At 65.4% G+C, this 13,282-nt stretch carries 11 protein-coding genes; 9 read left to right on the plus strand and 2 right to left on the minus strand.

Annotation, left to right across the window (positions count from 1 at the left end):
• Positions 1-20 precede the first annotated feature (20 nt).
• From ACIQJ5_RS11010 to ACIQJ5_RS11050, 9 genes are all read left to right on the plus strand, one after another.
• Entirely contained in the window at positions 21-2,954 is a 2,934-nt protein-coding gene (locus tag ACIQJ5_RS11010; RefSeq protein WP_402843799.1) for a phage tail tape measure protein, read from the plus strand.
• Positions 2,954-3,748: a hypothetical protein gene (locus ACIQJ5_RS11015; RefSeq protein WP_402843802.1), complete on the plus strand. Its 795-nt coding sequence runs from the start codon at positions 2,954-2,956 to the stop codon at positions 3,746-3,748. Before ACIQJ5_RS11010 ends, ACIQJ5_RS11015 begins: the two co-directional genes overlap by 1 nt.
• 41 nt (positions 3,749-3,789) lie before the next feature.
• Positions 3,790-6,336 (plus strand): hypothetical protein, encoded by a 2,547-nt coding sequence (locus ACIQJ5_RS11020; RefSeq protein ID WP_402843805.1) that lies wholly within the window; start codon positions 3,790-3,792, stop codon positions 6,334-6,336.
• Positions 6,329-8,353: a DUF859 family phage minor structural protein gene (locus tag ACIQJ5_RS11025; RefSeq protein ID WP_402843808.1), complete on the plus strand. Its 2,025-nt coding sequence runs from the start codon at positions 6,329-6,331 to the stop codon at positions 8,351-8,353. The genes ACIQJ5_RS11020 and ACIQJ5_RS11025 overlap by 8 nt, the downstream gene beginning before the upstream one ends.
• On the plus strand, positions 8,350-8,571 hold the full coding sequence (locus ACIQJ5_RS11030) for a hypothetical protein (protein ID WP_402843810.1): 222 nt from the start codon (positions 8,350-8,352) through the stop codon (positions 8,569-8,571). The genes ACIQJ5_RS11025 and ACIQJ5_RS11030 overlap by 4 nt, the downstream gene beginning before the upstream one ends.
• 13 nt (positions 8,572-8,584) lie before the next feature.
• Complete coding sequence (locus ACIQJ5_RS11035) at positions 8,585-9,343, plus strand: hypothetical protein (protein WP_402843813.1); 759 nt, start codon at positions 8,585-8,587, stop codon at positions 9,341-9,343.
• Positions 9,340-9,750 (plus strand): hypothetical protein, encoded by a 411-nt coding sequence (locus ACIQJ5_RS11040; protein ID WP_402843816.1) that lies wholly within the window; start codon positions 9,340-9,342, stop codon positions 9,748-9,750. Before ACIQJ5_RS11035 ends, ACIQJ5_RS11040 begins: the two co-directional genes overlap by 4 nt.
• Complete coding sequence (locus ACIQJ5_RS11045) at positions 9,747-10,145, plus strand: hypothetical protein (protein WP_402843819.1); 399 nt, start codon at positions 9,747-9,749, stop codon at positions 10,143-10,145. The genes ACIQJ5_RS11040 and ACIQJ5_RS11045 overlap by 4 nt, the downstream gene beginning before the upstream one ends.
• 134 nt (positions 10,146-10,279) lie before the next feature.
• Positions 10,280-11,278, plus strand: a complete 999-nt coding sequence (locus ACIQJ5_RS11050; RefSeq protein WP_402843821.1) for a hypothetical protein — start codon at positions 10,280-10,282, stop codon at positions 11,276-11,278.
• Positions 11,279-11,630: 352 nt separating this feature from the next.
• On the opposite strand, the gene ACIQJ5_RS11055 is transcribed toward ACIQJ5_RS11050, so the two are convergent.
• The gene (locus ACIQJ5_RS11055; protein WP_402843824.1) at positions 11,631-12,908 is read right to left on the minus strand and encodes a glycosyltransferase; all 1,278 of its coding nucleotides are present in this window, start codon (positions 12,906-12,908) and stop codon (positions 11,631-11,633) included.
• Positions 12,905-13,276 (minus strand): hypothetical protein, encoded by a 372-nt coding sequence (locus ACIQJ5_RS11060; RefSeq protein ID WP_402843826.1) that lies wholly within the window; start codon positions 13,274-13,276, stop codon positions 12,905-12,907. The genes ACIQJ5_RS11055 and ACIQJ5_RS11060 overlap by 4 nt, the downstream gene beginning before the upstream one ends.
• Between the last annotated feature and the right edge of the window lie 6 nt (positions 13,277-13,282).

The raw sequence follows: 13,282 nt of genomic DNA on the forward strand, positions 1-13,282 counted from the left end.
GGTGCGTAAGGCGGTGACCGATGAGCGACTTCAACGCGGGCGCGCTGGTCTTCCAGATCAAGACGGTCGGGCGGGAACTCCTCACCCGTGACCTCGCTTCGGCGCAGGCTGAGCTCGGGAAGACCGGTGCCGCGGCGCAGGCGAGCGGCGAGAAGGTCGCGAAGTCCGGAGATGCGACCGAGCAGGCCGGGAAGAAGGCCAAGGACGCTGCCCCGAAGATCCGGGAGCAGGGCGACGCGACTCGCCAGACCGGCAACGAGAACGACAACGCCGCGCCGAAGGTCAAGAAGGCGACCGCCAGCATCGAGGAGCAGCGGGCCGCAGCAACCAAGCTGGGCACCGCACTCCTCGCCGCTGGTGTCGCGGTCGGCGCGATGGTCGGTCTCGCCGTCGCCAAATATGCGGACTTCGACCAGGCCATGTCGAACGTGTCCGCGGCGACCATGGCAACCACGAGCGAGCAGAAGAAGCTCGCCGAGGCAGCCATGGACGCCGGTGCCGACACCGCGTACTCGGCGCGTGAAGCCGCGGATGCCGAGGAGGAGCTGGCGAAGGCCGGTCTCTCGGTCTCGGAGATCGTGGGTGGTTCCCTCAACGGCGCCCTCTCGCTCGCCGCCGCCGGACAGCTCCAGGTCGCACGATCCGCCGAGATCATGGCGACCACCCTGAAGCAGTTCAACCTCACGGGTGACAAGTCTGCACACGTGTCGGACCTTCTCGCGGCTGGCGCGGGCAAGGCGCAAGGCTCCGTTGATGACCTTGCGCTCGCGCTCCAGTACGTCGGTCCCGTTGCAGCCGGACTAGGGCTCACCCTGGAGGAAACGACCGGCACGCTCGCGCTGTTCGCGTCGAAGGGCCAGCTCGGAGAGCGAGCGGGCACGGGCCTCCGCGGCGTTCTCATGTCGCTCACCGCACCGTCGCAGCTCGCCGCCAAGACGATGAACCAGTACGGCATCGAGATCTTCGATGCCGACGGCAAGATGAAGTCGATGGCGCAGATCTCCGAGATTCTGCGCACCAAGCTGGGTGGTCTGACCGATGCGGAACGCCAGGCCGCTCTCGGTCGCATCTTCGGGAACGAGCAGATCACGGCTGCCAACGTCCTCATGGAGGGCGGCGCGAAGGCCGTTCGGGAGTGGACCGACGAGGTCAACGACTCTGGGTATGCAGCGCTCCAGGCCGCTGAACGGCAGAACAACCTCGCTGGCGACATCGAGAAGCTCGGCGGGGCGTTCGACACCGCGCTGATCAAGACCGGATCCGGCGCGAATGAGGTGCTTCGCACGATGGTGCAGGGGCTCACCGGCTTGGTGGACCTGTTCGCAGACGCACCCGACGGTGTTCAGCAGTTCGGGCTTCTGATCGGCATTGCGGCCGGCGCTGTGGCGCTGCTCGCGGGCGGTGCTGTCGTCGCGCGAGCGAAGTTCGCTGAGCTGAAGGTCCAGATGGATCTCACGAACACTTCGATGCGCTCGACCGCGCTCATTGGTGGCGCGGTCGGTCTCGCACTCACCGGGATTCTCACGGTCGTCACGCTCGTGGCGTCTGCGCAAGCCGAAGCCGCGGCCAAGGCCAAGGCGTACGCCGACACGCTGGAGTCCGGGACGTTCCGCATCACCCAGGCCACGAAGGACATGGCACGAGAGAACCTCGCCGCCAAGCGCTCCTTCATGGGCTTCGGCGAGATGGACTCCGCGCTCGAAGTTGCGGACCAGCTCGGCCTCAATCTTGGGCTGGTCGCCGACGCTGCCGCTCGGGTGCCCGGCAAGCTCGAGGAGCTCCAGACCGAGCTCGCGAAGTTCGAGTACGGGTCCGAAGGCGCGAGGAAGAAGGCCGAAGAGCTCGGTATCGGCAGCGCAGACCTCGCGGTGAAGATCCATGACGTGAAGCAGGCCGTCGCGGGCGAGTCTGAGTCGATCGAGAAGGCCATCGAGTCGCAGCGACTCAAGGACAAGGCCAACGCGGAGAGCGCCGCATCGTCCCAGGCTTCGGCGGACGCATCGAAGTCCGCCGCGGACGCCTACCTCGAGGAGGCGAGTCGGGTCGAGGATCTGAACCGGCAGCTCCGGGACCTGATCGACAGTATCCAGGAGAGCAACGTCGCGAACCAGACCGCGATCGGTGCGAACCTCACCTACACGGACACGCTGCGTGAAGTGGACGAGTACATCGCCAAGGCCCGCGAGGGGGTCGAGGGCTACTCGATCAGCCTCGACACCAATACACAGGTGGGCAGCGACAACATGAAGATGCTGCTCGACCTCGCTGGCAAGTCACAGATTGCCGCGGAAAAGCAGTTCGAGCTGGACAGCAACACCCAGTCATACATCGGTACGTTGCAGGCCGGCCGGGAGGCGTTGATCCAGAGGGCGATGGATCTGGGGTACACCAGCGAGCAGGCGACAGCACTCGCGGATGCGATCTACTCGATCCCGACCGAGCGAGAGGTGACCGTGCTCGCGGACACGTCGTCAGCGCAGTCGAACATCGACCGATTCATCTACCTCAACAACGGTCGATCGCTCATGCTCTATGCCGGACTGAACATCGAGGATCCGGGCGGCAGATATGCGAATGGCGCGGTCGTGGACTACTACGCGCAGGGTGGCACCCGTGAGCACCATGTCGCGCAGATTGCTCGCGCGGGGTCGTGGCGGGTGTGGGCCGAGCCCGAGACCGGTGGTGAGGCATACATCCCTCTGGCTGAGTCGAAGCGGGCCCGCTCGACCGCGATTCTGGAGAACGTCGCGGGTCGATTCGGGTACGACCTCGTCCCGCGGGGCTCACGAAGCTTCGCTGATGGCGGGTCCGTCGGGGAGCCGACGATCGCGCATTCGATTCCTCCGGTTCCGCGTGGTGGCAGCCAGGTTGTTCTCGTGAATCCGGTCGTTCGTGACCTGATGTCGGACGCGTGGCGTGCGGCGCAGATCCTCGATGCCGGGGAGGTGGAGTGATGTACGCGATCAACAACGTGCCGTTGCAGAACGCGACTTTCGGGTGGATCGAGCGTGCTCCGACTGAGCCGCTGTCGGCGCTGGTGCGTCGTCGGCGGACGATGCAGGTGTCCGGTGTGGACGGTGTGGTGCCGGGGCTCGGTTCCACGATGGAAGCGGTGGTGCTGCGGTTCGTGGTGCAGACTCCGCGGGAGAACCTGGAGACGCTGAATGCCCTGTTCGGGGATGCCGGCACTCTCACGCAGGTGGGTCTCGCGAACCGGAGCGTGGCGTACGAGACGCTGTCTTCGACGCCGTTGCCGTTGAACGTTGACGGCGACGAGATCGTGGATATGCAGTACATGATCCAGTTGCCGCGCGCGTTCTGGCGTGCGACGGGCACGGTCACTTCTCCTGCGACCCCGCTCGATGCTTCCGTGACGGTGACGGGCCTGTTCCCGGGACTGTCGGCGCCCGTCACGGATGCGATCGTGCGGGTGAAGGGTGAGTCCTCCGGTGTTCGCATCGTGGACTCTGGTGGCTCCTGGGTGTCGATGCCTGCACTCACCGCGTCACAGTACGGCCGATTCCACCTCGACACGGGCGAGTGCTTCATCACCACCTCGAACACCTGGACGGGCGGCACCGACGCGTCCGGGCTCGTGGACTTCGGCGGCATCCGCGGCGGGTTCGAGTTCACACCCCGGCTCGCTTCTGGTGACCCGTCCGACCGGGAAGCCCGCATCACCGTGACCGCTGTCACCTGGCCTGGCGCGACCATCGAGGTTCGCGGCCGCTCCGCCCACCAGCTCTAACCCCCCATCGCCCACCCGGGCCAACCACCAGGAGGTGACGGGTGTTCGATATTCGTCTGCGCCTGTACTCGGAGAACGCGGTCCGTGGCCGTGTCCTCAAGACCACGACGATCTCGCTCACGGACGCGGAATCCGCCACCGCGCGACTCACGTTCGCTGTGTCGCAGCGCGTCGCCGGCTACCTCGACTCCCCGTTCCTCGTGGGCGTCGAGGTATACAACGACGACACGAAGCGGTGGATCAGCCCCCGCAACGACCTGTTCATCGCCGTGGTGGATGACTCCGACTCCTCCGACTTCTCGGAGACGGTCGCTTTCACCGCGGCGGGGTTCGTGCCGTGGCTGATGCAATGGGCGCTTCACTGGTGGAACACCGACTCGAAGGACAACCGGACGCGGCGGTGGGCCGGATCCCCTGGCAAGGTGCTCGGCGGGCTACTGGCGGAGGCGCACGGCAACGTGCCCGCCACTACCCCGCCCGTACCGCGCGGGTGGGGACCGCTGGTTACCTGGGACTTCAGCGCCGCCAAGGACTCGTACGGGAACGCCTGGACCGCGGACGACAACATCGACATGGTCGTGGACCTGTGGAAGCCGTACTCGAACCTCGTCGCGACGTGGTCGGAGCAGGGTTACTTCGAGTGGTGGACCGAGGGCACCAAGTTCCGGATCGCACGCTCAACGGTCGGTGACGACCGGCGGAACGTGACGCTCGGCGGCCCCCGCTTCGACCGGTCCCCCGCCAAGTCGGACTTCTCGAACGTGTTCACACGCCTGGTGGTCATCCCCGACGGCATGGTGGCGTTCGGTCTCCAGAACCCCGGCGCGGACGCCCGGTTCGGGTCGCTGGAAACGTCGATGTCCCAGTCGGGTGTGGACAAGCGGGCGGTCGCGGAACGCAACGCGCAGCCCATCCTCACCGCCGGCCGCGCGAAGCAGCGCGAGATGTCGTACGACTGGACTCCGGACGCCGGGCTCCCCCGCCCGTACCTGGACTTCACGATCGGTGACACGGTCTCCGCTGTCCGCCGCTCTGGGAAGCAGCCGCAGCGCGTCGTGGGCGTCATCGTCACGAAGGACAACGACGAAGTGAAGGTCCGCACCGTCGTCGGGACGAAGCTCATCGGTTCAGCCGCGCGGCTGCGCAAGCAGGTCAGCGGCGGCTCGTCGGGCACCATCATCGGCGGCACCGGATCCCCGCTCCCCTCGAACCCGGGCATGCCGGCACTCACGCCGTCCGCTCCGGAGAACGTGCGGGTGCTGTCGAACACAGGTGAGTGGAACCGGGACGGATCGGCACGATCGACAGTCGGGATCGGCTGGAACGCGGTCACCACCTCCACGGACCTCACACCGCTGGACGTGGATCTGTACGAGGTGTGGTCCCGGGAGCCGTGGGAGCTCGCATCGCTGGTGACGGCAACGAAGGACCTGCAAGCCACGATCCGGACATGGCGCCCTGGCGTGCCGCGACTGGTGAGCGCGCGCGTGCGGTCGGTGGGCGGGAAATGGTCGGAGCTGTCCGCAGAAATCAGTGTGACGCCGGCGGCACCGTTGAACATCGTGCCGAAGCCACCCGCGAACCTGCGCGTCGTGTCGAATGTGGGCCAGTTCTTGCAGGACGGGTCATCGGCGGCGACCGTCGGCTTCGCGTGGGACGCGGTCACGCAGGACACGACCGGGGCTCTCATTGAGATCCGCGGTTACGAGCTCTGGGAGGGTACGACCACTGATCCGGGCATCATGATCGCCGCGAGCACTGCCCCGGAGGCCAGGTATACGTGGCCGTCGAACACGGACCATGTGCTCCGGGTACGGGCGCAGTCCGACCTTCGCGTGTGGTCCGATTTCTCCGTGCTGGTGTCGGTGCGAACAGCGCTGGCCCCGCAGGTCACGACTCCCCCTTCCGCGCCGATTCTGGACTCTGCCCGCGGCATCGTCGCGGCCACGTGGGACGGGCAGCTCGTCACGGGCGTGCCGGCGGCGGGGTTCCAGTTCGTGATTGTGGAGTCGTCCACGGATGGATCGGACTGGTATCGGGTCGGGGTGCCCCTCGCATCTGGTGGATCTACGAGCATCCTCGCGGAGATCGGATCCGAGGTCGCGGTGCGTTTCCGGGCGCTCGATACGCTCGGGCGGCCCGGGCAATACTCCGACGTCGAACGGATCGTGGTCGTCGGAATCACTGGCCCTGACATCGAGGCGAACAGCGTCGAAGCGAACCACATCGGTGCAGGCGTGGTCAATGTGTCCCACCTGGAAGCGGGCATCGGCGGCGCGCTCGACCTGACCGCGAACAGCAGCATCACGCAGATCATCGACGCCGCTGACGCAACCAAGGGAGACGTCGACCGGATCCAGACATGGTTCCGAGTCGATCAAGCCGGCGCGCATGTCGGCCGGTCCGACTCCCCATTCCAGTCCCACGTCCTCAACGACCGGTTCTCCATCACGGAGAACGGAGTCGAGGTCTCCTACTGGTCGGCCGGGCAGATGGTCGTCCCCTCGATGGTCGTAGACACGATCGTCCTCGCCAACCACAAGGTCGAGGCGTACGGAACAGGAACGGTGGTGCGGGCAGTTGGTTGAAGCAGCATTCCCCAACCGGCCATTCAGGCTTCGGCTCGAATGGCAGCTCCTCAGCCAGAACATCGCGGCGAACCAGTCCAAGATGCGGTTCTGGCTGTACATCGACAAGCTGAGCTACTCGCCCACCATGTCGGACGGCGTCGCGAACCGGGAGATCCGGGTCAACGGCACCGTCATCGGGCAGACCAACGCGAGCGGCTTCAACTTCACCGGTGACGGGCCGTGGCTGATCCTCCAGGTGGATTCGACCCTCACCCACGCCAGCGATGGTGTCGGGTCGTGGAACGTCGTCGCGTCGGGGAACTACGACATCCTCGGCGCGACGTCGATCAACGTCACGATGCGGCAGCCGACGATCCCACGCGCGTCGACCGCGACGTTCGCCGGTGGGCCCGCGTTCGATGCTGGCTCGGCGGTCACGATCAACACGAACCGTGCGAGCACTGCGTTCACGCACAAGATCACGTACCTGTTCGGGACGATGTCGGGCACGATCGCGACTGCCGCGGGCGCGTCGGTGTCGTGGACGCCTCCGCTGAGCCTGCTCACGATGATCCCGAACGCGACGTCGGGCACCGGCACGATCTACGTGACCACGATGAACGGCACCGCGCAGGTCGGGAAGACCGAGACCGGGTTCACGCTGCGCGCGCCCGCGAGCGTCGCCCCGACGATCGCTTCCCTGTCCGTCGCCGACGATAACCCCACGGTCGCGAGCGTCGTCGGGACCTTCGTGCAGGGTCTCTCGATCCTTCGCGCCACGGTCAACGCCTCCGGCGCCCAGGGGTCCACGATCAAGACCCGCAAGTTCAAGATGAGCGGCACCGAGGTCAACTCGGGTGGGCTGATCCCCGTCACCGCGGCCGGCAACGTGCCCATCACGGCGACCGCGACCGACTCACGAAACCGCACCGCGAACTGGTCCGGCACGCTCACCGTCCTCGGGTACGCCAACCCGCTGTTCTCGAAGGTGCTCGTGCGGCGCGCCACCTCCGCGGGAGTCATCTCCGACACGGGGACATCGCTGCGGATCGATCTGACTTGCTCCGTGACGTCGCTGGTGAACTCGACGCAGCGCAACAGCATGACGATCCGAGTATTCACGCGACCACGTGGCGGCACGTCCTGGACGGCACGCAACGTCATCACGGGTGGACTGTCGTACAACTCGAACTTCGTGGTGTCCGGTGGAGCGAACTACCCGATCGATGACTCGTTCGAAGTGCGCGTGGAGCTCGCGGACAAGTTCAACACGTCCGCAGCACAGTCCACGGTGGCGACCGCCGCCGTGCTCATGCACTGGTCGAAGACCGGCGTCGGCATCGGCAAGTTCCACGAGCGTGGAACCCTGGACGTCGCCGGTGCCGTCTACGCGACCGGCGACATCACCTCCGACACGATCGTGCGAGCAGCTGAGTTCCGGGGACTCCTGGGGCGCAGCTACATCGACGGCATGTCGCCTGGCGTCAACATCGGCAACAGCGGCCCCCGCCTCGGAGACCTGAACGATGCGACAGGGACGGGCTGGTATGGCACCACGCCGGACTCCTCTCAGGCTGCACTGAACACGCCTCCCGCGGGCCACTTCTGGAACGTCATGGTGATGGATAACGGGGGCCGCGCAACTCAGTACGCAACGTCGCCGATGGCGCCCGGTGGCGTCTACAAGCGCTGGCGGGTCAACAGCACGAGCCCGTTCGTGGACTGGGTGAAGGTCTACGACGAGAACAACTACGTGCGCCTGCCGGCAGCGATGGCTGCCGGTGAGGTCGCACACGGTGCTGTCGGCGGCAACGCCGGAGTGAGCGTCACCGTGACGCTCCCCTCCGGCAGGTTCACGCAGACCCCGATCATCCAACTCACATCACAGAGCCAGCAGACCCTCACCCTCGCCACCATCACGCGCAGCACCACCAGCGTGTCGATCCGTGTGTCGAACTGGGCCACCACCGCGTCCGGATCCGGCTCGATCGGATGGACCGCTATCCAGATGACCGAAGGGAGCGCGGCCGGATGACCACCTTCACCGCGTACGACGAGAACAACCAGCCCATCCAGGTGCCCGGGGTGATCGTCTCGTGCACCACCGCCGGCTGCGCGAACGCACACATCGAGTACGAGGTGCCCGACGACCCGAACGGGTACGCCGTATGCGGCGGCGGATGCGGCGGCGTCCTCCGCCAAGGCGCGAACATCACCCTCGAACCCCCGGAAACCCCGGGGGTTCCGTCATGAACGGAGACACCACATGCAGGTGACCCAACTTACCGGCGGCCGCGGCTGGCTCGAATCAGCCGCCGCCGCATCCGTGCACCGCATCGACCGCCAGCTCGGACGGCTCGCCGACGTCAACGACGCCGGCCGCAGCGCCGAGCAGGCCAACAAGAACCGTGCCGCCTGGGAGGACTACAAGTACCGCGGCGGCCCGTGGGCACCGTACGCGCTCGGCGCAGACGAGTCCGTGCACTGCAAGGGTCGCGCCGTGGACTCCGACGACTGGTACAACGACGCGGCCGCCGCGGTGTGGCGAGAGAACGGGTGGCGTCAGACCGCCCGGTACAACGACGACCGCGACGAACCCTGGCACGGCGAGTACCTCCCCGAGAACGACCAGCACATCAACGACCCCGAACCGGCACCCGCCACCACGAACGGAGACAACATGATCACCATCGCCCGCTGGATCAAGACCGGCGCCTGCTACAAGGTCGGCCCCGAGTCGATCTGGTACATCGGCAGCCAGGAAGAGCTCGGCGCACAGCAGGTGCTGTACGGCGAGATGAAGAACCTCGACGACGTCGGCTTCCGCGCTGTCATCGACAGCAACTTCATCCCGTGGGCCGTGGTCGAGCAGGTCACCCGCGGCCAGGTGTACGGCACGAACGGCCGGTACTGGTCCCGTTCCGCCGCCGAAGGTGAGGCCGGCCGCGCCGGCACGAAGCGTGTCCAGTCGTCGCTCGACCAGGTCGCGAAGAACCTCGCCGACGTGAAGGTCACCCTGTCGTGATCCCCGCCCCGATCGCGGAGTGGTTGGAAGCTCAGAGCGCACTCGCAGTGCTGCTGTGGCTGCTCGCGCTGAGCTCGGTCGCGTTCGGGGTGGTCGGGTTCGTCGTGAAGGTGCTCCCGTTCTTCCAGCGCGTGAGCCACTTCTTCGATGACTGGTTCGGTGAAGACGCCCGGGACGGGCAACCCGCCCGCCCCGGTGTCATGGTCCGCCTCCAGACCATCGAGACGACCCAGACGGCGCAGACGACGAAGCTCGACGCCGTCCACCACGAGGTCTTCCCCAACTCCGGCAAGTCTCTCCGCGACCGCACCGACCAGACCAGCCACGTCGTGCGCGCCATGGCCCGCGAGCTCGGCATGGACCCCGACGACCTCGAAGACACAACACCCACCAAGGAGAAACGATGATGGACAAGATCTGGTTCCCCATGCAACGGGCGCTGCGTACCGCGGCGGCCGTGTTCGTCACGGCTACCGCGATCCTCGCGACCACGGTCGTGGTCGCCCCGCAGATCCTCGCCGCTGTACAGGACGTGCTTCCCGGCCCGGTGGTCGCGTGGGCGTCCGGCGCGATCGCCGCCGCCGCGGCGCTCAGCGCCGCGCTCTCGCGCCTCATGGCCGTGCCATGGGTGAACGATCAGCTCACGAAGATCGGGCTCGGCACAGCCCCGCGTGGCGCAATCAAGTACACCTTCGCGTCCGGCGAGGCCGTCGGCATGACCCGCCGGCAGTGGCGCTCCTACATCGGCGCTGACAACACCCCGCCCGATACACGCTCGCCTGGCACGGAGCCCACCGAGTAGATCCAGAACAGCACGCCCCCGCACCCTTCACGGGTGCGGGGGCGCTTTCTTCGGATGCCAAATTGCCGGAATGCGGGCGCGGCAGCCAATCCACTACCGTGATCAGGAGACAGCCCGAAACCCGAGGGGGATACATGGCCGGAATTACGCGCGATCGCGAGGACATCGAGGACGGAGTCGTGCAGCTTCGTTTCGTGGACGAGGACAACAATGTGCACGACATCGGCGCATCGGATCTTGCGCAGGTTCTCGAGGGGCTCATTGCCCTTACCAGCGAGCTAACCAAAGCTGGAGAGTTCGGCGATGGCGCGGCACCACGCATCCGCATTCGAGCACCTAAGGAGGGCTCGTTCGTCATTGAGGCAATCGCGTGGGTGAACGCGAACCCTATCGGCGCGGCTGGACTCACAGTCGCTACCCTGGGCGCATCTGCCGCTGCGAAGTCGTTTGGCGCGGATGCAGGAAAAGCCATCTCGCAGGCGATCGGAGCGGGGATCCGGAGTTTGCGAGGTCACAAACCGATCGACTTCGAGTATCTGGACAATGGTGATGTGAAGGTCACATGGTCCGACAACGTTGTCAGCGAACTCCGGCGCGAGTCGTGGAACAAGCTTCAAGAGATGAAGCGCCCGACTCGCCAAGCACTGAGCAAGATCATGGCCCCGCTGAACACCGACGCGGACGTCCTCGAAGTTCGCGATGCATCCGTGACCGAAACGACAGAGGAAATTCTTCAGAGTCCTGCAGATGCGGTCGCTATTCGAACGGACTACCTCACCGCCATCCAGGAGACCGAGAAGCCGTGGGAGGACGTGCGGTTCTTCGATACCGAGGCCGTGCTGAGCGCCATCGACTTCGAGAACACTGCGAAGTGGCGAGTCAAGACGACCAACGATGGCACCCGCACGGCTACCATCGAAGATGCACAGTTCCTCCGGGGTCTTGACCACGGCGAAGCCATTCACAAGAATGACATCTTCTGGCTCAGGGTACGAGAGACCACCACCAAAGAGCCGGGTCGGAACATCCGAACCGAGTGGGCTGTGATCGAAGTTACGCGTACGAAGCGAGGTGACACCGATGGTGACGCAACCAACGACACGACGCCATCAGCAGGCGAAGCGGAATCCTGACAGCGTCCGACTCGCGATCCTGTTCATCTGCGCCGTGTCCGTCACGCTCCTTATCGTCAGCGCAGTGGTCGAGCACACCTCCCCCTTTCTCGTTCTGTTCCCGACCGCCGTGGGGGCGTGGATGATCGCAGGGCTACGTCGCTAATTCCACCGTGAACCACACCGCGCCCCCGCACCCTTCACAGGGTGCGGGGGCGCATTCGTCGTTGTCGGAGGTGCCACCTACCGTGGGCGCATGACCTGGCACCCGATCCTCAGCGCCGTGGAACGCGAACCCACCCACTGGGTGATGATCGACTCACTAGACCATGAGTACGGAGACGTGCAGCTCGCCGCAGACAGACAAGCCCCGCTACCGGGCCGCGCGGTCGCGAGATGCTTGAGAGCGTGATTCCTGCCAGTAGTCGCTGAAAGCGCTGAGTGGTGAAGTGATTCCACGTAAATTCGTCCGCGAACACACAGGCGCCGCTTTTGCCAAGGTCTCCAACAGTTGGTCCGCAAAGTTGGAATCACTGTCGTGCGCGCCCGCGGTGGTTCGTCCTGCTGTGAGCGCCCACCGAATTCCCTCAGCCAACGACGTGGGATCGATCCGTCCGCCCGACATCCGTCCGAACTGCAAAAGGGTGTCGGCATTTGTCGCCGGTGGCGAAGGCCAGGACCCGGTAGCCAAACGGGCGTTTGCATACCCCTGCAGCGCCTCAGGCTGCCCCGAGAAGTTCGATGCAACGATCGGTAGGCCCGTGGCGGAGGCCTCATCAAGAACGATCCCGAAGCTCTCTGCGTGCGAGTTGGTGGGATGGATCAACGCGGCGGCTTCCCAGAGCAGGTCCCATTTCTCCCGATCGGTGATGTTGGGTCGGACGGTGATCCGAACATCTGGTGCGAGCTCACGGAAGATCTCCTCAATCCACGCTGTGCTGTCGGGCGAGCGCTCCCGGCCTGCGATCATTACATAGATGTCATCGGCTTTCCCCACTTCGTGACAGGCGCGCGCGTAGGCGACAAAGTCGAACTTCTCGATTGGATCGAGCCGACCGATCGTAAGAAGCATGTGTCCGCTACCTTCAGTGGCTGCGGGACTTGCGCGGTGCTCTGAACGGACCTTCGTGACGTGGTACGGCAGGATCTCCGTCTGCGGCAGACTGGTAGGTCGTCCGCTCAGCTGCTGCAGGTGCTCATTCAGCTCCTTCCAAGCTGCGCGTGCTGCCTCGCTCGGGAAGAGGACGACATCTTGGGGATGGGGATCCCAAAGCAGGTCGGCTTGCCCCCGGGCAACCCATGGCCCGTATCCTACGCTGTGCGCCATGGTGACGATCGGCCACGGGAGCTGGTGCTGGGCGCGGAACATCGCGAGTCGATCGCGATAATGGCGAAGGGGGTCGAACAGTACACCGCTGTAGTCGCGAAGCTGGTCGATGTCCTGCGCTACTCGTAGCCCTGATGCAGCGTCATACCAGCCATCTGCGGTCAGTATCCACCATGCATCGATCGCCGTGGAGCCCAGCAGGATGTCACGCACCGCAGCAGCAACCCCATGTCGCCCATTCAGGGGGTCGTCACGCTCTCCATGGAGAAGGGTGTACGCATCGTTGTCGGAGTCCGCGATAGAGACGAGCTGGATGGGTTTCACCGATCACACCTTTCCAGCAACGCTTCGTCGGCAAGTTCGGAAAGCGTCGCTTCAAGACCGATGGCCTCGACAGAACCGACGCCGAGCAAATTGGTGACCTCTTCCGCGGTGACCCACTGATCGGCAATGGACCGCAGTACATCGGCAGCGAGGGAGTCAAGCACGAACCAATGCCCGGTTCCCAGATTAAGCACGAGATTCGCGCCAAGCTGTCGGTGCACGAGGACATCATGAGTGGCGCGGTACCGTGCCGCACGGGTCGTGCTGACACTGGCATCGATCCGACGAGTGTCGAGGTAGTACGGCTCATCGAACGTCCGAGTCAGGAGATCATCGCTCCCGCGGTGCAGCGTGCCAATTCGCATCACTCGTGG

Source organism: Microbacterium sp. GXS0129 (assembly GCF_044769785.1).
In the GTDB taxonomy this organism is placed as follows: Bacteria; Actinomycetota; Actinomycetes; order Actinomycetales; family Microbacteriaceae; genus Microbacterium; species Microbacterium nymphoidis.